Source organism: Sorangium sp. KYC3313, assembly GCF_052075895.1.
GTDB lineage: Bacteria > Myxococcota_A > Polyangia > Polyangiales > Polyangiaceae > Sorangium > Sorangium cellulosum_B.
The window spans coordinates 4,546,601-4,568,328 of sequence record NZ_CP197255.1; the positions used below are offsets into that span (position 1 = coordinate 4,546,601).

At 69.1% G+C, this 21,728-nt stretch carries 17 protein-coding genes; 11 read left to right on the forward strand and 6 right to left on the reverse strand.

Annotated elements, in window-relative coordinates; genetic code table 11:
• Positions 1 to 69: 69 nt before the first annotated feature.
• Positions 70 to 1,164, reverse strand: coding sequence for a hypothetical protein (locus tag ACSRUE_RS17835; protein WP_437765406.1), 1,095 nt, complete (start codon positions 1,162 to 1,164; stop codon positions 70 to 72).
• A 128-nt stretch (positions 1,165 to 1,292) separates the two neighbouring features.
• On the opposite strand from ACSRUE_RS17835, the gene ACSRUE_RS17840 reads away from it, so the two are divergent.
• Complete coding sequence (locus tag ACSRUE_RS17840) at positions 1,293 to 2,210, forward strand: TIGR01777 family oxidoreductase (RefSeq protein ID WP_441292029.1); 918 nt, start codon at positions 1,293 to 1,295, stop codon at positions 2,208 to 2,210.
• A gap of 574 nt (positions 2,211 to 2,784) precedes the next feature.
• On the opposite strand, the gene ACSRUE_RS17845 is transcribed toward ACSRUE_RS17840, so the two are convergent.
• Positions 2,785 to 4,641 carry a HEAT repeat domain-containing protein gene (locus ACSRUE_RS17845; protein ID WP_441292030.1) on the reverse strand — a complete coding sequence of 619 codons (1,857 nt, stop codon included), beginning with the start codon at positions 4,639 to 4,641 and terminating at the stop codon, positions 2,785 to 2,787.
• 342 nt (positions 4,642 to 4,983) lie between these two features.
• On the opposite strand from ACSRUE_RS17845, the gene ACSRUE_RS17850 reads away from it, so the two are divergent.
• From ACSRUE_RS17850 to ACSRUE_RS17865, 4 genes are all read left to right on the forward strand, one after another.
• Positions 4,984 to 6,195: a glycosyl hydrolase family 18 protein gene (locus ACSRUE_RS17850; RefSeq protein WP_441292031.1), complete on the forward strand. Its 1,212-nt coding sequence runs from the start codon at positions 4,984 to 4,986 to the stop codon at positions 6,193 to 6,195.
• A 205-nt stretch (positions 6,196 to 6,400) separates the two neighbouring features.
• Positions 6,401 to 6,979 carry a thioredoxin family protein gene (locus tag ACSRUE_RS17855; protein ID WP_441292032.1) on the forward strand — a complete coding sequence of 193 codons (579 nt, stop codon included), beginning with the start codon at positions 6,401 to 6,403 and terminating at the stop codon, positions 6,977 to 6,979.
• A gap of 476 nt (positions 6,980 to 7,455) precedes the next feature.
• The gene (locus ACSRUE_RS17860) at positions 7,456 to 8,328 is read left to right on the forward strand and encodes an STAS domain-containing protein (protein ID WP_441292033.1); all 873 of its coding nucleotides are present in this window, start codon (positions 7,456 to 7,458) and stop codon (positions 8,326 to 8,328) included.
• 34 nt (positions 8,329 to 8,362) lie between these two features.
• Positions 8,363 to 9,118: an SAM-dependent methyltransferase gene (locus ACSRUE_RS17865; RefSeq protein ID WP_441292034.1), complete on the forward strand. Its 756-nt coding sequence runs from the start codon at positions 8,363 to 8,365 to the stop codon at positions 9,116 to 9,118.
• 217 nt (positions 9,119 to 9,335) lie between these two features.
• Here the strand turns inward: ACSRUE_RS17865 and ACSRUE_RS17870 are convergent, their stop codons facing one another.
• Positions 9,336 to 10,844, reverse strand: coding sequence for a hypothetical protein (locus tag ACSRUE_RS17870; protein ID WP_441292035.1), 1,509 nt, complete (start codon positions 10,842 to 10,844; stop codon positions 9,336 to 9,338).
• A 2-nt stretch (positions 10,845 to 10,846) separates the two neighbouring features.
• Positions 10,847 to 13,048 (reverse strand): SUMF1/EgtB/PvdO family nonheme iron enzyme, encoded by a 2,202-nt coding sequence (locus ACSRUE_RS17875; protein ID WP_441292036.1) that lies wholly within the window; start codon positions 13,046 to 13,048, stop codon positions 10,847 to 10,849.
• Positions 13,049 to 13,535: 487 nt separating this feature from the next.
• Here ACSRUE_RS17875 and ACSRUE_RS17880 point away from each other — a divergent pair, with 487 nt between their 5' ends.
• From ACSRUE_RS17880 to ACSRUE_RS17900, 5 genes are all read left to right on the forward strand, one after another.
• A complete protein-coding gene (locus ACSRUE_RS17880) occupies positions 13,536 to 14,960 on the forward strand; it encodes a porin (protein WP_441292037.1) in 1,425 nt (474 codons plus the stop codon).
• Between the two features lie 267 nt (positions 14,961 to 15,227).
• Complete coding sequence (locus ACSRUE_RS17885; protein WP_441292038.1) at positions 15,228 to 16,043, forward strand: hypothetical protein; 816 nt, start codon at positions 15,228 to 15,230, stop codon at positions 16,041 to 16,043.
• Between the two features lie 380 nt (positions 16,044 to 16,423).
• A complete protein-coding gene (locus ACSRUE_RS17890; protein WP_441292039.1) occupies positions 16,424 to 16,759 on the forward strand; it encodes a transcriptional regulator in 336 nt (111 codons plus the stop codon).
• A gap of 62 nt (positions 16,760 to 16,821) precedes the next feature.
• Positions 16,822 to 17,316 carry an RNA polymerase sigma factor gene (locus ACSRUE_RS17895; protein ID WP_441292040.1) on the forward strand — a complete coding sequence of 165 codons (495 nt, stop codon included), beginning with the start codon at positions 16,822 to 16,824 and terminating at the stop codon, positions 17,314 to 17,316.
• The gene (locus tag ACSRUE_RS17900; protein WP_441292041.1) at positions 17,313 to 17,600 is read left to right on the forward strand and encodes a hypothetical protein; all 288 of its coding nucleotides are present in this window, start codon (positions 17,313 to 17,315) and stop codon (positions 17,598 to 17,600) included. The genes ACSRUE_RS17895 and ACSRUE_RS17900 overlap by 4 nt, the downstream gene beginning before the upstream one ends.
• Before the next feature lie 1,373 nt (positions 17,601 to 18,973).
• On the opposite strand, the gene ACSRUE_RS17905 is transcribed toward ACSRUE_RS17900, so the two are convergent.
• Both ACSRUE_RS17905 and ACSRUE_RS17910 read right to left on the reverse strand, forming a co-directional pair.
• Complete coding sequence (locus tag ACSRUE_RS17905; protein ID WP_441292042.1) at positions 18,974 to 20,242, reverse strand: 5'-methylthioadenosine/S-adenosylhomocysteine nucleosidase family protein; 1,269 nt, start codon at positions 20,240 to 20,242, stop codon at positions 18,974 to 18,976.
• A gap of 11 nt (positions 20,243 to 20,253) precedes the next feature.
• Positions 20,254 to 21,096, reverse strand: a complete 843-nt coding sequence (locus tag ACSRUE_RS17910) for a hypothetical protein (protein ID WP_441292043.1) — start codon at positions 21,094 to 21,096, stop codon at positions 20,254 to 20,256.
• A gap of 218 nt (positions 21,097 to 21,314) precedes the next feature.
• Here ACSRUE_RS17910 and ACSRUE_RS17915 point away from each other — a divergent pair, with 218 nt between their 5' ends.
• On the forward strand, positions 21,315 to 21,524 hold the full coding sequence (locus tag ACSRUE_RS17915) for a hypothetical protein (RefSeq protein ID WP_441292044.1): 210 nt from the start codon (positions 21,315 to 21,317) through the stop codon (positions 21,522 to 21,524).
• The last annotated feature ends 204 nt before the right edge of the window (positions 21,525 to 21,728 follow it).

A 21,728-nucleotide genomic window follows, 5' to 3' on the forward strand; every position in this document is an offset into this window, starting at 1 on the left:
CCGGCCGCGCGCGCAGCGCGGCCGGCCGTGAAGCGCGGCGCGCGGAGCCGAGGCCCCGCGCGCAACGGCTCACGCGAACAGCTGCCGGAACGCGCCGGGGACGTCCTTCGGGCCGATCTGCTCCTTGCGCTTGTTGAACTCCGGCAGACACGCCTGGTAGGCCGCGTCCACCCGCAGATCGCTCCCGTCCCAGCCCGGACGCCAGATCTCCATCGTCTCGCCCGCGAGATCGATGACGTCCTTGAACTGCCCGCGCTCCTTCAAGATCTGCGTGCTGAGCCCGTACATCAGCAGCCCGCCGGGGATCGCCCCGAGCGCCGTCGTGGCCAGGGCCGGATAGCAGATGCGCGCCGTCTTCGCCCCGAACCGCTCCCGGATCTCCGCCATCGTCTTGCGCTGGAGGATCTTCGCGCCGGCGAGCGGGCCCATCGCGTAGACCGGATCGTCGCTCGGGTAGTCGTAGTCGCAGAAGGACACCACGCTCTCGCCCTTCGCGATGAGCCCCGCCGCGGCGAGCGGCTCGACCCACAGGAGCGACGACGTGCCCATGAACTTGTTGGTGCGCTCGATGTCCGCGTCGTTCGCGACGTCCACCTCGACGAGGCCGAGCTTGCGGATGTTCTCCGGGCGCGAGAAATCAGGGATCTGGAGCACCGGATCGAACGCGACGTCGAGGTCCTTCACCTTCGTCGGCCCGTGCTCCGCGTACCGCTTCATCGCGCCGGCCGCGATGCCGTTCACGAGGTGCACCGCCCGATACCGCTCCTTCAGCGCGGCGACGACCTCGTCGATCACCTGCGGCCTCGTGGCGTCGTTGTTCCAGAAGCGCGCGGTGAGCCCCTCGGCCGCCGCCGCGTCCGAGATCGCCTTCACGTGGTGCGGGCCGATCTGCATCTTCTCGCTGTCGAAGTGCACGGCGAAGACCGCGGCCCGCTCCCCGAAGAGCAGCTGCAGGGCGAGCGCCCGGGTCATGCCGTTCGAGCCGCCCAGGATCAGCACCGCCGTGTCCGGCGCGATGCGCGCGCCCGCCGGGCTGATACGGGCGCGGTGCGCCGCGAGCTGCTCGGTCGCCACGCGGGCGCCGTGCTCGGCCAGCGAGCCCACGAGCGCGCGGCGATCGAGGCCGCCGAGAGGAAGCTTCTTGAAGGTCTCTAGGTCATCCATCACGTCCGGGGTCTTACCGTCTCCAGCGCTCGGCGTCACGACTGGACAGCTGCAGGCCGTCCGAGCGCTCCCTGGGCGGCGCTCGAAGGGAAGCCCCGCCTCCGTCCGAGCCGTGATAGATAGATCGCGTGAAGACGGTTCTTGTCACTGGCGGCAGCGGGTTTATCGGGCGCGGTCTCGTGAAGGAGCTGCTCGCGCGGGGTGATCGGGTCACGGTGCTGACGCGCGACGTGGCGCGGACGCAGGCGGCGCTTCCCGGGGCGCGCGTCGTGTCGTGGAGCTCGGACGCCCCGGGGCCGTGGTTCGAGGAGGTCGACGGCGTGGACGCGGTCGTCCACCTCGCGGGCGAGACCATCGTCAAGCGGTGGACCGAGGAGGCGCGGCGCGAGATCCTGAGGAGCCGCGTCGACACGACCCGCCTCATGGGCGAGGCGATCGGCAAGGCCAGGCGCAAGCCCAGCGCGTTCCTCTGCGCGTCCGCCGTGGGCTACTACGGCCCGCAGCCGGGCGACAAGGTGCTCGACGAGGACGCGGCGCCCGGCGAGGGCTTCCTCGCCGACGTCGTCGTCCGCTGGGAAGAGGCGGCCCGCGCCGTCGAGGAGCAGCACGGCGTCCGCTCGGTGCAGCTGCGCATCGGCGTCGTGATCGGCGAGGGCGGCGGCGCGCTCGACAAGATGATCGCCCCCTTCCGGTTCTTCCTGGGCGGGCCGGTCGGCGACGGCAAGCAGGTCATCTCGTGGATCCACCGCGACGACGTCGTGGGGATGACCCTGCTCGCCCTGGACAACGACGCGGTGCGCGGCCCCTTCAACATGACCGCGCCGCACGCGCAGACCGGCGACGAGGTCGCGCAGGCGATCGGCGCGGTGCTCCACCGGCCGTCGTGGCTCCGCGTGCCCGAGGCCGTGGTGAAGCTGGGGATGGGCGACGCGGCCGAGATCGTCACCACCGGGCAGCGCGTCTATCCCAGGCGGGCGGAAGAGCTCGGATACCAGTTCCGCTACGCCCGCATCGCGCCCGCGCTCGAGTCGATCCTCCGCAGCTGAGCACCCCCGCGCGGGCCGAGCGCCGGCCGCCCTGCGCCAGGGCGCGGCCGCGCTCCGGCCCCGTTGAAGCGGCGCCGCGCTGGCGGGCAGCTGGGCGCCGCGGCACGGCGCCCAGCTGCTGCCTGCACGAGACAAGAGCCGCCGGTGGCGCGCTGAGAAGTCGACCTGTGTCGAGCAGCGCACCATCGGGAGCCCGGACGGCGGTTTCCCAGCGCTCCCCCAAGCGCTCCGTCCGCTTCCATGCTTACGTCATCGCGCTCCGAGAATCTCTCGGGATGAGTTGGATTGGCGCGTGCAGGGTATCCCGACTGGATGTCGACGTGTACCCCTCCAGAAGCGCCGCGAGAACCAAACTCGTTAGGGGAATCCCTTTGCCGCAGCGCACAATCGCGGGGTTGCTCGTCCTCCTTGTCGGAGGCTCGTCCGAGGCGCGGTTTTTGGTGCGTGAGAGAGGGGAGGAGCCAGGCGCAGTCTGCGCTCGCTGCCCGGACAGCGGATCACCCCCGCGCTGTGCCGTTGTGGTTCGTCGTGGAGCCCCGGCACGGCCGGCGGGCGCGCGGTCGTGCAGGCGCGCTCAGGGGCTGAGGCCACGACTCTGGAGGATCTCTCGCACCACCGCCTGTGCGGAGCCTGTCAGCTCGGAGAGCGAGCCGCGGGCGAGCTCCACGAACTTCATGCCGCGCACGCGCTTGAGCGCCTCGACGGCCACGGCGCGCTCCTCGGCGCCCTCGTGCTGGAGGATGCCGAGGAGCATCTCGCCGGCCTCGAGGGTGTCGATCTTCGCGATCGCCCGCACGGCGCTGGCGCGCACGGCGGCGGCCTGCGACTCGCGGTAGATGCGGGCGAGCGGATCGAAGGCGTGAGCGAAGCGCAGCTCTTCCAGCGCGCGGGCGGCCTCGTGGACCACGGTGGGGTCGGGATCCACGAGCGCGTCGCGGATGGTGATGAACGTCCGCTTGTAGAGGAAGTGGGAGAGCGCGCGGACGACGGCCACCCGGATCTTCGGCTCGGCGCGGCGGAACAGGCGCTCGAGCGGCGAGAGGATCGTGTAGAGCTCGACCGTCGCGAGCTGCTCCGCGAGGCTGATGAGCTGCTGCGCGGGGGCGGCCTCGGGCGTCGCGCCCTCGACGGCGAGCGCGGTGAGCCGGGCGAGCATGGCGCGGCGGCGGGTGACCTCGGACCACTGCGCCGGGTCGAGCACGATGTCGCCGCACGCCTGGGCGGCGCTGCCGGCTTGCTCCCACTCGACGAGGTCGATGTGCCAGACGTCGGGGAAGCCGAGCTCGTGGCGGAGGTGCGCCGGCAGCGGAGCGGCGTCGATCGGCAGGTCCTGCGCGTTCACGTAGCGGCGGCCGGCGCGGGCGTAGTGCTTCTTCCGGGTCTCCTCGAGCGGCAGCTGCGTCAGGGCGCGGTAGACGCCGCCCACCTTGCTGTACTGCCCCGCCTCGCCGAGCGCGATCACCGCGGCGAGCAGCGCGTTCTCGGCGATCTCGGGGGGGGCGGCGCGCTTCTGCGAGACGGCGGACACCTCTTGCCAGAGGCGGGCCTGCGCGAGCACGGCGAAGTTGGCGACGGCGACGAGCCCCTCTTTCCGGGCGTACGCGGCCATCTCGCGGGCGAGCGTGGCGGCGGCGGAGATCTCGCCCTGCTTCTCGGCCGCGGCGACGGCCTCCTCGTAGGACTGGAGCGCGTAGTAGCGCAGGTGGTCCTCGCGCAGGATGCGGATGACGTTCACGTAGCCCTCGAGGACGTGCTCGAAGGCGCGGCTCTCGCGCCCGACGGCGATGAGGACCTGGTAGCAGTCGAAGGCGCGCTCGCGCTGGCCGATGGTCTCGTACCTGTCGGCGGCCTCCTCGAGCAGGTGGACGGAGGCGAAGACGGCCTCGCGCGCCGCCGCGGCGTCGCCCGTGCGGAGCGAGGTGCGGGCGAGGTTGAAGCGGGCGAGGCCGGCGGCGTAGAGGTCGCTGCCCGACGAGGAGAGCAGCTGGGCGAGGCGCGACCAGAGGGCGCGGGCGCGGGCGAAGTCCTGCCCGCGCTCGCGGGCGATGGCGGCCTGCGCGACGAGGCCGGCGGCCTCGTACTCGTCGGCGGCGCGGCCGTAGAGCCGCCTCTGCCGCTCGGGGTCCTGCTCGCGCTCGGCCCAGGCGAGCACGGTGCGCGCGCGGTCGATGTGCGGGACCTTGGCGATGAGCGGGCGCTGGCTCTGCTCGTTGCCGCCGTACCAGGAGACGGTGAGCGCGCTCCGCGCGTCGCCCAGCCGGACCAGCACGTCGCGGAGCTCGTCCGTCATGGCGACGTACTCCTCCTCGCGGGCGATGGTGTGCTGGAGGGCGCTGAAGAGCGCGTCGCGCGCGCGCGTGAGGTCGCTCCTGGCCAGCGCGGAGCGGGCCTCGTCGCGGAGCTCGTGCAGGGGGCGGACGCCTTGGGTCATGCCGGGAGCGAGCGTAGTACACCGGCCCAGGCCGAGGGGGCGGCGTGTGGGGCGAGGGCTCGAGGCATCCCCTCGAATTCTTCGGAAAATTCACAAGGAGACGGGGAGGCGGGGAGGGAAATCTTCAAAATACTCCCCGTCTCCCCGCCTCCCTGTTCAATTTCCCCGCTGAAAAGGGCTGCAAATAAGGGGATTCCTTAGGGGCGCGGGGATGGAGTAGCCGTCAAACGGCGCATCGCCGGCTCGGCGTGAGCCAGCCCGCGGAAGCGTGAGAACCGGGCGGTCGATGCGGCGGCGGGCTGCTAGAGCGCGGCCGATATGAAGCTGTTTCACCAGACTCTGATGCTCGCCTGCTCCGCCGCGTTCTCCGTCTCTTGCGGCGGCGCGGCCGAGCGCGTGACGCTGCTCGACGAGGTGGGGAGCGCCGAGCTCTCCGCGTCGGCCGCGCCCCGCGCGCGGCGCGCGAGCCAGGCGACGCGCGCGCCGGGCGATCACCGCTTCTGCGGGTGGCTGCACGAGTTCCTTGGAGATCCCGAGTCGACGGAGCTCGGATACGACACCTTCGCGGCCCACGCCGGGGCGTTCGACGCCGTGCACCCGAAGTGGTGGCGCGTCGCCTCGCCGACCAGCTTCGAGAACCACCCGCGCGGCCGGGAGGCCCCGTTCGCCGGCTTCCACGACCGGCGCGTCCTCGACGGCACGACGGCCGGCGGCGCGCGGACCCGGCTCATCCCCCTCATCGCCGCCATCGACCGGCCCGACGTCGCCGCCGTGCACGCCATGCTCCACGATCCCGCGCTCCGGGCGCGGCACGTGGCGGGCGTCGTCGCGCTCGTGATGGAGAACGGTTACGACGGGATCGACATCGATTACGAGCACCTCTCGTCCGTCCTCGGGCCGGGCGAGACCGTCCGGGCCGAGCGGGCCGCCTTCTCGGCGTTCGTCGACGAGCTCGCGCGCGCCCTCCACGCGCGTGGAAAGGAGCTCTCGCTCGCGGTGCCGGCGGTCGCGTCCGCGAAGGGCGTGTTCGACTACGAGGCGCTGAGCGCCTCGGCGGATCACGTGCACGTGATGAGCTACGATTACCACTGGCACGGCGGAGCGCACGTGGGCCCGGTCGCGCCGCTCGGTTGGCTGGAAGAGACCGTCTCGTACATCGGGTCGCTCGACGGCGGCGCGCGCCGCGAGAAGTTCATCTTCGGGCTGCCGAACTACGGTCTCCTCGGGCCGGAGGCGCCGGCGAGCGGGGGAGCCGTGGTGGGGTGCGAGCCGCTCAGCAAGTGCCTGGATCTCGCGGGCGACGGCTACGAGACGAGCACCGACCACATGAGCCGGTGCCCGGACGACGAGGGCGGGCGGCTCGCCGCGGGGAGGTCGCCGAACCGGCTCCTCTCGAGCGGGGAGCGCCTCTTCTTCGAGGACCTCGCGTCGCTCGAGGAGAAGGTCGCCGTCGCCGAGCGGGGTGGGCTCGGCGGGGTGACGTACTGGAGCATCGGCGGCGAGCCGGGCGGGGCGGCGTTCTTCTCGATGATCGAGCGCCACTTCCCGAGGTGATCGCCGCGCCCTGCGGGCGCCCCATGTCCCTGCCGGGACAGGCGCTCAGACCTCGAGCGCGCCCCGGCGATGGAGAGGGCAGGGGAGCGCGAGCCGCGCGAGCCAGAGGACGGCCGCCGCGGGCGCGGGGGCGGGGGAGGTGTTCAGCGGCGAGGGCCGCGGCGTGGTAGGGTGCGCGCCGTTACAGCGAGAGGAGAATCCTGTCATGGCACGCACCCCGTCCACGATGCTTGAGCTGGGCACCCCGGCGCCCGACTTCAGGCTGCCCGACTTCACAGGCAAGCAGGTCGCGCTGTCGGATTTCAAGAGGCAGCGGGCGCTCCTCGTGATGTTCATCTGCAATCATTGTCCGTTCGTCAAGCACATCCGCCACGAGCTCGCCCGGCTGAGGCGCGATTATGGTGCTGACGACGTGGCCATCGTGGCCATCAACTCGAACGATGTCGTCGCGTATCCAGCGGACAACGCCGAGGCGATGGCGCGCGAAGCGCGCGAGGTCGGCTACACGTTCCCTTACCTCCTCGACGAGGCGCAGCAGGTCGCCAGGGCGTACCGGGCCGCGTGCACGCCGGACTTCTACCTCTTCGGCCCCGATCGCCGGCTGGTCTATCGTGGCCAGCTCGACGACAGCCGCCCTGGCAACGACGTCCCCGTGACGGGCCGCGATCTCCGCGCCGCCATCGACGCGGTGCTCTCCTCGGCGCCCGTCGCCTCCGAGCAGCGCCCGAGCATCGGTTGCAACATCAAGTGGAAGCCCGGCAACGAGCCGGCGTATCACGGCTGAACGCCGTAACGATCCCGAGGCGCGCGAGGCGAGGTCGCCCTCCGCCGCCCCCCGCTCTGGGCAGAACTGGCGCCGAGGGGCGGCGGGGGAGACGCATCGGCAACGTGGTGCCGGGTGCGTGTTCAGGCGACACGGACGCGCTGGAGCCGCCCGGCGGCAGGCCCAGGAGCGCCGAGGCGCGGGCCACACCATGTGCGGTGATCGCACCGCTGCAGGCGGCGTTTGTCATGGAGCATAGACCGTCAGAACACTGATACTATGGAGACGCAGCACGGGGGAGTGAGACCGCATCTCGGGGGCGCGTTCCTCGCGATGTCCTACATTCGCCTGCATGGTGAGTGGATCGCGGCATGGGGCCGAGGTCAACTCCAGTCACGCTCTCAGATCAACAAGCGCGGTCCGAAGGCGGTCTGCTCTCCCACTTCGTGAGCACCCATGCGACATAACACGGCCAAGGCCAAGGAAGAGGACCTCCTATGCAGAGCTGGATCGGCCCGGAGCGCCAGGCGCTGGCGAAGAGCGCGGCGAAGGTGCTCAAGGACAACGCCGTACACAACCGCAGCGGTCTCCCACCATTTCGATTGCCGCAGGTCGCGCAGCAGATCCTCGACGGGCTGTTCCATTTCTCCTCCGCCGGCGACACGGCGTCCGTCCTGTCGTTCGGGCAAAAGCTCGGGCAGCAGGGGCTCGGGCTGCGAGCTCTCCTCGGGCTGAGCCGCGTCCTCTTGCGCGAGGTGCTGGCGCGTCTGCCCGCAAGCACGCCCGAAGCGCTGGACGCGGCGGCGTTCGTGAACGACTACCTGACGCTGCTCGTCGACGCGGTGGCAGAGCAGGAGAAGCGCGAGGTCGGCGTCCAGCGTGACGAGATGCAGCTCGCGCTCGAGCGCGCCATCCATAACCGCGAGCGCGAGCTGCGCCGGGTGATCATCGAGCTCTCGACGCCGATCATGCCCGTGTACGATCATATCCTGGTGCTGCCGCTCATTGGAAAGCTCGACACCGAGCGAGCGGGGAGGATCACCGAGTGCCTGCTGCGCGAGGTGGTGGACCGGCAAGCGCGCACCGCGATCATCGACGTGACCGGCGTGCCGGCGATGGACGCCGAGGCCGTCGACGCGCTCGTGCGCACCGCGCGCGCGCTCGACCTCCTCGGCACCCACCCGGTGCTGGTCGGCATCCGCCCTGAGGCAGCCCGCGCGCTGAGCGATCAGGACGCTCACCTCGCGGGCATCGTGGTCCTGGCCAATCTTCAAAGCGGCATCCTCTACGCGCTGCGGCGGGAGGGGCTCGAGGTGTGTGGCAGTCCGACCCCGCAGCGAGGGGCTGCTCGCTTGCATCGCGGCCGTTGACGAGCGCACCGTGAGCTCACGCTGGGAGGAAACCATGGAGATTGACACGACCAAGCCGCACGTCGGTCGGGTTTACGACTACGTTCTTGGAGGGCACCACAACTACGAGGTGGATCGCGTCGCTGCCAGGGCGATCCTGAAGCTCGTACCCACCTATCCGAAAGTTGCGAAGCTCAACCGCTGGTTCATCCAGCTCGTGGGGCAGCGATGGTCCGAGGCGGGTATCACGAACGTGCTCGATCTCGCCTCGGGGCTACCGACGCAGGGCCATCTCAACGACTACCTGCCTGATGCGCGCATCCTGTTTTCGGACGTCGACCCGGTGAGCGTGATCTACGGCGAGCAGATCCTGGCTGACAAGCAGAACATGCGCTACATCCAGGCCGATCTGCGAGACCCGTCGCCGTTGCTCGCGGCGGCTGCGCAGTTCTTCGGCGCGGAGCGCCGCATCGCGGTCGGAGGCATCGGCATCTTCTACCTGATGGACGATGAGAGCTCGCGCGACATCCTGCAGAAGCTGCACGCGTTCTGCGCCCCTGGCAGCGTGCTGTCGCTCAGCTTCGTCATGTCGCGCGGCGCCGCCGCGGCGGGCCAGCTGAGCAGCGCCGGATCCCTCGCCGGGGTCAAGGTCTACCCGCGCACGCCCGAGGAGATCGCTGCGCTCGTGGCCCCATGGAAGGTGGATGAATGCCGGCCTCTGGCGGAGTGGCTCGGCATCGACGACTTCATTACCGAGGAGGAGTACGAGGTGAACCCGTTCGAGATGCGGGGCTTGATCGCGCATCACTGAAGGAACTGCCGCTCCCCATCTCCCCATCTATTTCCGTAGGCCCGAGGAGGGAGGTTCTGCCGCACGGCGCCTGGGGGATGGCCCGTTCCCCATCTCCCCATCTCCCCATCTCCCCATCTATTTCCGTAGGCCCGAGGAGGGAGGTTCTGCCGCACGGCGCCTGGGGGATGGGCCGATGTCTGAGCACGTGGCCTGAGCCTTGCCCAGCGGGCAAGGCTCAGGCCACGTGCGAGTTCGGCGGGGCCCCCAGGCGCCGTGCGGCAGAACCTCCCTCCTCGGGCCGGTCCTGCCGGTCTTGCCGGTCTTTCTCCCCAAGGATCGCCTTGGCCGCACTAGCCCGAGCCGCCCCACTCGCCACCGTCGCGTGGTCCACCACCCAGTGTGCATCCAGCAGATCCAGGTACTCGAGGTCCAGCTCCCCCCCGGAAGGCAGCATGAACACCGCCGAGATGTGCGCGTGGCTCTGCACCGCCTGCACCATCTCCCGCGGGATGTAGAGCGCCGCGTGCGTGAAGAGGTGCACCACCGGCGTGCGCGGATCGTGGTGCCGCGTCAGATCGAGATCCGTCGCGAGCTCCGCGAACACGCGCGCCGGGTTCCTGCCCCGCTCCCCCTTGAACGACAGGAGGTGCGCCGTCGGCAGCTGCCCGTTCTTCGCCCGGTAGAGCTCGTACAGCCGCGCGTCGAAGAAGCGGAACGCCACGTCCTCGCCCTCCAGCAACAGCCGCTTGCCCGTCGCGATCGCCATCCCCCGGGCGAACGTCTGGCGATCGCCGCGCATCGACGCCGACGCGTCGATGAGCAGGTAGTGGATGCGCCGCTGCTCGTCCCGGCTCTGCTCGCGCGCGAAATACAGCACCTCGTTGTCCGCGATGCGGCGCGCCAGCTCCATGTCGTCCCACGCGAGCTCGGTCAGCACCATGCTATCGATCGAGCCGCGCGTGCCCAGCCCCGAGTAGCCGTGCGCCGCCGTCGTGCCCGCGGCCGGGCGCGTCTTCGTCTCGAGCACGCTCGGCAGGATCTCCAGCGAGAAATTCACGATGTCGTTCGCCTCCGGCGATGAGAGCGCCGCGAGCAGGTCGACCTGGGCGAGCGCCCCGGCCGACGCCTCCGAGCCCAGCATGCCGAACAGGCGCAGCGTCTCGATGTCGAGCGCGTCCGACATCGTGAGCACGTACAGCCGGGAGACGTCGAGCGCCTCCAGCGCCCGCTGCTCGAACTCGCGCCGCGCCGACAGGAACAGCCCGCGGAGCTGCGGCTCGATCCCCTCGAAGAGCGCCGCGTCCGCGGGCAGCATCGCGCGGTAGGCCGGCGGCGTGTGGGTCCGCGCCGCGACCGCGCCGAAGAGGCGCGACAGCACGACCGTGATCAGGTCGTCGCTCATCCGGAGCTGCGCCGCGCACCGCGCGGCCTCGCTCTCCGCGAGCTCCCGGAGCACCGCCCGGTACCCCTCCACGATGCGCTCCGCGTCCCGGAGCCGGCCCGCGAGCTCCTTCGGATCGCAGCGCGGCCCGAGCTCCAGCTGCTCGCGCGGCGTCGAGAAGAGCAGGCCCGCGTCGTGCACCAGCGCGAACGGCAGGACCACCCCGAGCCGCTCCAGGCTCTGGTGCCACCGGATCGCGCGCAGCGCGAGCGACGAGCTCAGCGGGCGCACCTGCGAGAACGCCAGCGTGCCGAGCGGGCCGGCGATGGAGGGGTTCGCGAGCTGCGACGTGGGGACCGGCACGGCTACAGGCGCGCGGCGCAGCGGAAGCCGATGCCCGGCGCGCTCGCCGCCGCGAGCTGGTGGTAGCGGAACGCCGGGTTGAGCCAGAGCGCGAAGCCGCCGTTGTAGGCGCCGCCCCGGATCGCCTTGCGATCGCCGGCCGGCGCCCCCTTCGGGTTCACCTGCTCCTCGTCCTTGTAGGTCTCGAACCAGTCCGCGGTCCACTCCCACACGTTGCCGACCACGTCGTCGGCCCCGAACCGCGTCCTGCCGTTCGGGAACGAGCCGACCGGCGCCGTGCCGGAGAAGCCGTCGTCGGCCTCGTACATGCGCTCGCTCGGCGTGAGGCCGCGCGCCTTCTCCCACGCCGTGCACTCGGTGCCGCACGCGTTCATGAAGGTCTGGTCGCCGGGCTTGTCGCCCCAGGGGAATTTGCGCCCGTCGGAGCCGCGCGCCGCGTACTCCCACTCCGCCTCGGTCGGCAGGCGCTTGCCGTGGACCTCGCAGTAGGCGTTCGCGAGGCCCCACGGCAGGCAGTTGATCGGGTGCTTCGCGAGCTCGGGCTTGCCGAAGGTGCACTGCTCGGCGAGGACCGCCAGCGTCTTCTGGTGCGCGGCGGCGGGCGCGCCGCTCGTGTTCGGGAAGTCGGGCGTGGCCGGGGGCCGCTTGCACTCTCCCTTGTCCGAGCACGCCTTGTAGTCGCCCGCGGTCACCTCGTGGACGTCGATGCAGAACGTGTCGATCGTCACCTTGTGCGCGGGCTGCCACAGCTTGAACTCCGGCTCGTCGGAGCCCATGAAGAACTTGCCGCCCGGGACGAGCACCATGCCTGCAGGGCACTCGGTCCGCCGCTCGGGGAGCGAGGCCGCCGCGGCCGTGGCGCTCACCGCCGGCGCCGCCGCGGTGGCGGACGCTGTGGCGACCGGGGCGCTCCGCGACGCCTCTTCCGCGGGCGGCGCGCCGCGCACCAGGCTCCAGGTGATCGCGCCGCCGGCCGCGAGCGCGAGCGCGACGCCGCCGAAGAGCAGCGCGCCCTTCGACCTCGGCGCCGCCGCGCCGCCCGCGGCGCTCGAGCCGCCCACGGCGACCGGCTGCGACGTCGGCGTGGGCGGCGGCCCCGGGGCCGTGGAGGGCGCCGCCATCGTCGGCGCGGTCTGCGCCTGCAGCGAGATCCGCGGCGCGGACGGGAGCCGCGGCGCGGACGCGCGGGGCGACGGCGCGCCGGACGGGGGCGCGAGCGAGCCGCCGCCCGCGGAGAGCGCCCAGGCCGGGTCCTCGGGGAAGACCGCCCGGTGCAGCGCCGACCAGAAGCGGCCCATGGTGGGGAAGCGGTCCGCCGGCGCGACGGCGAGCGCCTTCGCGAAGACCGCCTCGACCTCGTCGCTGACCGTGAGGCCGAGCGTCCGCGGGGTCGGCCGGCGCGACGGATCGCGGCTCGCGACCGCGAGCTGGAGGTAGTCGTCGCCTTGCAGCGCCGGCGCTCCGCCGAGCATCACCTCGATCATGATGAGCGCCATCGCGAAGACGTCGGTCCAGGGCCCGGTCGCGCCGTGGGTGCGGCTGAACTGCTCGGGGGCGCCGTAGCTCGGCGTGAACGCGGTGATGTCCTTGCCCGTGTGGGCGAGCGCCGTCGCCGCCGCCGCGTGGTCGGCCATCACCTTGGCGATGCCGAAATCGAGCACCTTCACGAACGTCGAGGCGTCGCGCGGCTGGCCGATGACGAACAGGTTCGCCGGCTTGATGTCGCGGTGCGCGATGCTCCGCGAGTGCACGAGATCGAGCGCGATCGCGGCCGACTCGAGCAGCGCCATCGTCGCGCGCAGGTCGCGCGCCGGCGCGCCCTCGCTCGTCTCGTCGAAGAGGACCCGATCGAGCGGCCTGCCGTCGAGCCACTCGAGGACCATGTAGGGCAGCCACTGCCCGTCCGGCGCGTTGAACGTGCCGATGTCGCGGGCCTGGACGATCGCGGCCGAGCGGCTGGAGAGCTCGGTCATGAGCTTGCCCTCCTGGATGAACGCCTGGAGCAGCTGCTCCCGCTGCTCGGCCGGCGCGCCCCCGAGGAGGGTGAAGCACTTGACGGCGACGGGCTGCTTCCAGATGACGTGCTCGGCCCTGTAGACGACGCTGAAGCCGCCCTCGCCCACGGCGTGCTCGATCCTGTACTTGTCGGCGATCAGGCTGCCGGCGATGTTGAGCGGATCGCTGCGGTCCGGGTTCTGGCTCATGAGATCCCTACGCCTCGCGGCGGGGCCCCGAGCGGAGCGCCTCGCGCGTGCGTCGGGCCATCTTAGTTGCCTCGCGGTCGGTTGGAACCCTTTCGCGCGATCCGGCGCCCTCCCCGATCCGGACGCGCCGCCCGCTCCGGGTGTCCGGTATGGCGGATGTTCCAGGGCCCCTTGGATGGTGAGGGAGCCAGCATTCAGGGATTCTTGTGGGCGCGATCCATCTCTTGACAGAGATCTTCGTCCGTTATATTGGATGACACATTCGGTGGTTCCCTGCTGGCGTCGCTGCTGCCCAGCCGGGTGCTCCTGACCGCGGCCTCTCGTCTGCGTTTCGTGCGTGGGACGCGGAGCGCAGGCCGGGGGGCGATGGTCCGCCGCCAGCGAGGGCGTGGTGTGCCTTTGCGCCGGCGGCCGGTGTTGGCCGTGCGCGCCGCGCGTAGAGCGCCGTGCGCTGTCAGCAGCTGGTTTGATTCGAGGAACAACGCGCTTGAAATCGATCAACGGAAAGAAGTCGCACATGGTCCGCGCGGCAGCGGCGCTCTCGCTCGTCGCCGCCGCGCTCCCCTCCCAGGCGTCCGCTCAGCAGCCCGCGGCGCCGCCCCAGGCCCCGGCGCCGCCCCAGGCCCCGGCGCCGCTTCCGGCCCTCGCGCCGCAGGAGACCGGGGCGGCGGCCGGCGTCGAGCCGCTGAGCCGCCGGGTCGCGGAGCTCGAGCAGCAGCAGCGCGCGCTGATCGAGCGCCTCGAGGCCGAGCGCAAGGCGGCCGCCGAGGAGCGGGCCAGCGCGGCGAAGGACAAGGGCAGCGGCGTCAAGGTGACGGCGGCTCCTGGAAAGGGCTTCACCGTCAAGACGGCGGACGACAAGTTCTCGTCCACGATCCGGGCCCGCGTGCAGCTCCGCGAGACCATCACGCACACGGAAGAGGACGATACGCACGAGATCAACGTGAGGACGGTGCGCCTCACGACGAGCGGGCATATCCTCTCGCCCGATCTCAAGTACAACGTGCAGCTCGCCTTCGGCGGCAACGATTTCGAGAAGGACAGCCCCTCTCCCATCCTCGACGCCTTCGTCGAGTACACCGGGATCCGCGATCTCAACGTGCGTGTCGGCCAGTTCCTCACCCCGTTCAACCGGGCGCGGACCCTGCGCGAGCCCTCCCTCCAGCAGACCGAGCGCCCGATCGCCGTCCGCGAGTTCAACCTCGATCGCGACGTCGGCCTGATGTTCTCGTCGCCCGATCTCTTCGGCTTCGGAGGTAAGCTGTCGTACAACCTCTTCGTCGGCGGCGGCGAGGGGCGCAATCGCTTCGGCGGCCAGAAGCACGGTCCGCTCGCGGTGGCGCGGCTCGCCGTCCGCCCGTTCGGCGCGTTCGACGACGACCAGGACGCCGACCTCGCGCGCGAGGCGAAGCCCCGGCTCGCGGTGGGCGTCACGGGCGCCTACAACCACCAGACCAACCGCCAGAACAGCACCTTTGGCACGACCCTCACGCTCGGGGCGGCCGACTACCTGCACGGCGCGGCCGATCTCGTCTTCAAATACGCCGGCTTCTCGCTCTCGGCCGAGGCCGTCGTGCGCCACGCCGAGCGGGATTCCTTCGAGGGCGAGGCCGACGGCGCGGCCGTGCGGGAGTGGACCCGGTCGGGTTACGGCTACTTCGCCCAGGCGGGCTACCTGCTGACCGACCGGGTCGAGGTCGCCGCGCGCTGGGACCAGATCTTCGCGGAGCGCGGCACCGATCCGAAGCTCGTCGGTCTCGTCGACGCGCAGGGCAAGCAGGTCGGCGGCGGGCTCAATGTGTACCTGAACGGCTATGCGCTGAAGATCCAGGGCGATTATTTCTACATCTTCGGCAAGGAAGGCGCCGACGCCCGCCACGTCGGTCGGCTCCAGCTGGATGCCTCGTTCTGAAGGGCAGGGGGCGCGCCCGGGGAGCGCGCTCTCCGGAGAGCGGCAGCGGAGAGGTCGGCGCGGCGCGCTGGTGACGGCCTGCGCGCTGGCGCGCGGCGTGGCCGGCCAGGTCAGGCCTGGCCGGCCACGCCAGGCCTGATCTGGCCGGCCAGTAGCATCTACAGCGCGCTGGAGAGCGCGAACCCCTGGGGTCGCGCGCGGCTCCATTCTTGCCATGGCGTTCGCCCCGGCACAATCGACTGTGCCGTCTCAGGGAAGGAGTTCACCATGGCTCGTTCATTCACCTCCCAGGATCTCGTCGCCCTCCCGCGCCTCAACGCCGCCGAGTCGGTCGTGCTCGCCACGGAGCTCATCACGGTGGCTGACGCGAGGGAGAAGCGGCTCAAGCCGAAGAAGCTCCCCGAGGCGATCGGGCGATCGAAGGGACGGCTCGTCGCCGCGGTGGCCGTGCTCGAGGCGCTCACCCGGCCGCAGGGGGGCGATCCGGTCGAGACGAAGACCAAGCCGAAGGCCGATCGCATGCTCGACAACGCGTGGAGCGCGACGTTCGACTGGCTCGGAGGCTGGTGCAAGCTCCCGCCGGAGCGGAACCCGAGCCTCGATGACGCGAAGGAGCTCTTCAAGCTCCTTTATCCGGACGGCCTCTCCTTCACCCGGCTCCCGTACAAGCTCGAATGGAAGGAGTCGAAGGCGCGCCTCGACGCGATCCGGAGCGCGCGGCACGACAGGACGTTCAAGAAGCTGGGCGGAGAAGGCTACCTCGCTCACCTGGAGGAGGCGCACGAGGCCTATGGTCGGGCCCTGCACATCACCGCGCCGAAGCCCGAGAGCGCTCCGACGGGCGACGTGCGCGCCGCGTTCCTGGCGACGCTCGCCGCCCTCCGCGACTATGCCGCCCGGGTCGCCGCGCACGCGGACCCGGACGTCCCCGGCAGCGAGGAGGTCAGCGCGGCGCTGCTCGCGCCGCTCGCGGCGTGGGAGTCGCGGCCGGCTGGATCGAGCGGCGAGGCCAGGGATGCCGAGGAGGCGCCCGCGGCGCCGGTGGAGGCGGCGGAAGAGGAGCCGCTGGCCGATCCGGCGTGAGGTGAGCCCACGATCGTGATCTGGCTTGCGTTCTCTTGAAAAGCCGAGCGGTATTCACAGGATACAACTCCGCGGACCACGACGCGTTGTGGTGGCAGGCGAGCGCGCTCGCGATGGACCAGGACGCGTTGTGGTTGTGGGGGAGCGCGCTCGCCGGGGGACCAGGACGCGTTGTGGTTGTGGGGGAGCGCGCTCGCCGGGGGACCAGGACGCGTTGTGGTTGTGGGGGAGCGCGCTCGGTGGTGGCCTTCTTTGGAGAAGACTGGCCTCGTTTGACCTCGGGCCTCGCGTGAGCGGCTAAGTTCGGCGCAAGTGACCCCCGCGAGCGCGCCAACGCTCCGGGGGTCGTGGCCGAAACCTCACAGCGCGAGGTCCCGACAGTGCAACTGTACTTGATCCCCCCGGACGGTGGGCAAGGCGAACGTGCGCCCAAGCGCCGCCGCCGCTCGATCCCCTGCCTCTCCCTGACCCACACGCAGCGCAAGCGCCTCCGTGCCGCGCTGAAGAACCTGCGCGCCGCGTACGGATCGTGGGCCTGCCTCGCCGAAGTGATGGGCGTGTCCGTCACGAGCGTCGAGGCGATCGCCAACGGCCGCAACCCCGGCTCCCCCGCGACCGCGCAGCGCGCCGCCAAGGTCGCCGGCCTCACCATCGAGCGCCTCCTCGGCGGGCTCACCGCGGCGGACCGATGCCCCACGTGCGGGAGGTCCGGGTGAAGCCCCGGCGGAAGGGGGCTCGCCGCCCGCCTGCCGCTCGACACCCCCGGAAGAAGCCGACGATGCAGGCGATCCTCGCCGAGCGCGGCATCGTCCTGGCGACGCTCGCCGGCATCCCGAAGCGCGACCGTGCCGACGTGGAGGCCGAGGTGTTGCTCAACGCCTGGAACGCCGTCCGTCGGGGGCTCTACCGTCCCGACCCACGGGACACGCCCCGTGACGCGCTGAGGAAGTGGCTCCACGGCATCGCGTGGCGCCTCGCCTCGCACTACGTCAACAGCGCGTACGTGCGCCGCGCCGTGCTCCACCCGTCGCCGCTCGGGTTCCTGCACGAGCCGGTCGGCCCGAGTCTGGAGGCGCAAGTCGCCGCGCGGCAGGTGCTGGAGGCGATGACCGAGCTCCCGCCGTGGCAAGTCGAGGCGCTGCTCTCTGTCGATGACCCGGAGTCGCTCGCCGCGTACGCCAAGCGGCGCGGGATGAACCAGAGCACCGCGGCGAGCCGGCTCCGCATCGCCCGCGAGGCGCTGGCCTTGCGGCTCAAGAGGTGGCGCCGATGAAGCATCGCGACCCGCAGCGCCGCATCCGCGTGACCGTACCCGGGAAGCCCGTCACGCACTCGATCACGCCGGCGCAGATCGACCGCTACCTCGAAGCCATGGGGTGGGTGGACGACGGCCTGCTTCCCGCCAGGACCGACCGGAGCGTCCCCCTCACCCGGATCATCGCTGTGATCGCGATGCGCGAGCGTCGCTCCCCCGGCGAAGTCCTCGCTGATATCGCAGCCGGCAAGGGTCCGGAGCGCCGGATCCGGTCGCGGAGGGTTTGGCGGACCTGGGACTAGGCCGCGCGCTGCCCACGGCGGCGCTTCGGCGTACGCCCGGCAGCGCGGCATGAGCCCGCACACGGCGCCAGCCGGCTCCGCATCGCCCGGGAGGCGCTCGCCCTCAAGCTCCGGAGGTGGCGGCGATGAGCGACCGAGCTGGGAAGCGCCGCGTCCTCACCGAGGAGCACCTCTCCTAAATCGCCGAACGGGCCGTCACGATGCGCTTGGCCGGACGCCTAAGTTTCCCCGCGCGCCCGCTCCTCCTAGCCGCCATCACAACCCGTATCCGTGCGGTTTCAGATCGTGGAGGTAGGTATCGCACAAAGAGGCGCGATGCTAAAATTGGAATTTGATTTTGAAGGGGCTTCCTTGAAATGACAGAACCTTCAGGGCTGTAACCTGGGCTTCAAAGCAGTTTCCCACACGTAGGGCTCGGTCCCGTTCGCCGGTTACATAAATGACCTTCGCACCATGGTTAACGTTGGGTGGAGAAACACTCACATCCGCAATGGCATGTGTGATTCCGGTCAAATCGTCACCGTAGGTACGTTTGCAAGCGTCAAGCCGCTCTCGGGCCTGTCGTTCGAAGTCGATGCGAGCCATCTCGGCGGTGGGCATGCTACCAGACGTTAAAGGTGGATATATATCGGCTGGTTGTGGGGACACAGGACGTGCAACTGACGGAACTGAAGTGGTCAACGGCGGTACCAGCGGAGGCTTTGTCGATGGATCTGGCGGCGGTCCTGTGATGTCTGGTATAGACGTGAATACGGTGGGAGGCTTATTGATTGTGACTGGACTGATGCGAACAATAAGCGGGCTAAAGTTGAGGTTCCGACAGAGCGCCACACTGTTGGCCGCGATCCATGCTGCGCAGACAGTGACGACTGCTGCAGAGCTAACAATTGCGCCTGCCAGCCACTTTGACAACGGCGCCAACTGGCTTGCGAGTATGCCTTTGAGACCAACGAACGCGAGATAAATGACTATGACTATAGTGGGCATAGCCCACCACGGTTTAACCAGAAGCGACGAGCCGAGCAATCCAGGCCCTATCAGAGCCACCGATAATAGGCTTCGATAGCGAAATTGACTTCTTGAATGACGAGGCCCCCTTTGTGGGTATCGGGGTTCAATTGCAGATTGATGAGGATGGGTTGATGGCTCAGTCGAAAAGATCGATGATTCGGAATCCTCGTCCTCCGAGAAAATTCCTTGTTCGCCATCCTTCTCGACTATAAATGTCGAAGTAGCTTGGGATACTTGGAGAGAGTCATCGTCGAATTTGGTGGTCTTGTCATCCACAAAGTTTGACAAGCCTGGGTCGGTCTGCGCTGGAAGCAGATTTGGGGGCGGGGTGACTTCCTCGCCCAGTGAAGGTCCCGCTGGATTCACTGGGCTGGGCGGAAAGGGCTGTTGCCGTATGGTTTGCGCGTTGGAGTGATGGGTCTGTCCAGCAAGAAGTGCTTGGCGAATTCTGCCGCAGCTGCGGCGGCATATTTGTGCCAGCGGTCACCCTTGCTAGAACTCGCGTCATCGCAGATACCCCGGATATCGAGGTGATGGACCCGCTCGAAGCTCTCCCAGACGGCCCGACTGAAGCCGTAACCCTCCATCTCGACCGCGAGAATCTTCCTGTGCCCGGACGCGATCTCGTCCCGCACCGCTGCATTGGCGATGACCTTCTCCCCCGAGGCGATAACTCCCAGATGAACCTTCGTCCCGCTTCGCTTTCGATCGGGTCTTTTGACTGGCACAGTTCCACCCCAATTCGCCATCCCGACGAAGTGTTTCAGTAGAGCCGCATCGGCCGGAATCATCTCTGGCTGGGGCTTGGTTCCTTCCGGCGTGACCTTGCCGTGCTCGTAGTACCAGACGCTCTTGCCCACCACGATGTCACCGTGCTTCACCTTGTTGGGGTCGGTGGAGGCGGCGATGCCGACCAAGAGTGCGGCGTTGGGGCTCCAGTGCCGGATCACATCCGAGGCGAGGATGGCAGCCTCGACCTGGCCCATGTCCACCGGCTGGGCGACCACGATCTCGTAGGAGTCTCCCCCACGAAGGGGTAGCTTGCCGCGCCAGTACCACCGGCCGCCCTTCTTTACCCTATCCTTTTCGGTCAGCCCGAAGGCTGCACATACAGCCCGACGCTCGACCTCGATGGCGGTCAGGATGGCAAAATCGATGTCCGGTTCTCCGGCTGCTCGGAGGTCCTGAGTCCCATGTGCAGGAGTCCCTCGGGGCGCAGGTGATAGATTTGACGCTCTTTGATTCTGGAGGAAACTTCCGGTCGGAACATTAGCCGTTCCGCTAGCACCAGCGCGCTCTCCGGCTGAAAAAGCAGCAATTGTCGAGTTTTCAATTTGAATATTATAAACTGACCCTTGCTCCGACTTGGTCGCGCGACGCTGAAGCCTGTGGAGTGTGAAGCGAACACGGGCATCATCGATCTGGAACCCGTTAGGGTCATCCTGCGAAGCATGACCCAATCCGTCGGCAATCAATCGTTCGACGCAAGCGTGTACCACCGTTACATCAAGGCCAGCCGTCCGCGCCACTTGGGATGGGTTGATGGCGGCACCTAGGGGAAGCTGGCCATCTTCAAATTGGGCGGCCTCCAGGAAGGCGATGAATACGTCGTCAGTAATCAGCATCGACATGCCTCGCCAAATCATTCACCCAGTAGCCTGCTAATCACAGTGGCTGTCGCCGGGTGCTTAGCGATAGCTCCTACGACATCCAGGGTCTTCGGAAGCACTTGCGGCCGGAGGCCCTCCGCCGCTTTCTGAGCCCATACCTCATCCAGAGCCTCCTTCATCTTGACCTGAACTTCGGCCAGGCTCTTCTGCTCAACTTGGATGTCACGAGCGAGACGAAGGAACTGTCCGAGCGCTTCATAAACAAGGGGTTCGAGTTTGTCCTCGTCATCGATCAACGCCTTCTGAGCTTCCTTGATGGCGGCTCGGTGTTGCCCTTGTGTCAGTTCGCTTGCCACGTTAGCCGTCAGGCTTCCACTCACGTAAACATTGTCACCTTGGCCGAAGGCGCCGATATTCGAGTCGCTGATGCTGGTGATGAACTTGGAGCCACCCATGATAAAATCCCCCTGATAATAATGCGCGATGGGTTGACCTTGGCTGACCCGTTCCAGAACCGCTGAGTCTTGCGTGGGAGCTGACGGCAGATTCAGTAAACCGTCTACGAAGTGGAGAATATTGTTCCTGGTTGCCTCGGCAAGCTTTCGGTCCTCGCGGTCCTTCCGAGCATCCGCCTCAGCCCAATTATTCCACTTCGGGCCACCCCAACGACCTCCGCCACCAGAGGCGTATACCGGGAAGTACCAGTCTGGCGCAGCCGCCACAGCTTTGAATTCCTCGAAGTGCTCGCTGAAGTGCGACTTGATCAGCGGCTTGGCCGACGCGAACCATGCCTCAATAGTCTCCCATGGGTAGGGTTCCAGCTCGGCGAGGCGCTGTCGTAAAAGGCGGAGCTTGTCTTGAGCCTCTCGGTTCACGTCTTCCTCGTGGGCGGCTGCTTCCTTCGCCGACGAACCTGTGCCTCCTCGGCTCGCGTGCCTGATGGCTGCGTGGCCATGGAGGTGTGCGGGTAGAGGTTACGCCCACCTCCGACGGCGGATCAAGCCGGGCCGGGCGTCATAGGGGACGTAGCCGGGAGCCCCCCCGTGTCGACCCGTCAGCTGGAGGCAAGGGGTCACCTCCAGGAGATCCGCCCATGCCGCTCGCCAAGACGACGCAGCTCGAAGCTTACACCCACATTGTTGCACCGGGTTGGGACGGCTTCGCTGTCAACCCTGCCGACGCCGACGGCGGCAAGGTCCTCGGGATCGCCGACCTACTTCCGGATGGGGCCCACGGCCGGCGGGAGACCTGGCGGATCACGGTCGAGTTCGAGCCGGCTCAAGCGAGGCACCAGGCGGGATGAGCCCCTCCGGCTCAACACGCTGCCTAGAGGACCTCGTGCGTGTGCTGCGGGACCGCGTATGCGCCAGCTTCTGGGGCGTTAGGGAGGACGAGGAGGCATTCGGGGCCGGCGTGCGGCAGTTGATCGCCGCCCTTCGTGCGCCCGACGTGGCGCTCTGGTGCCCGTCGACGCCGCCGGAGCCCTGACGGTCGCCTCGGGGATTGC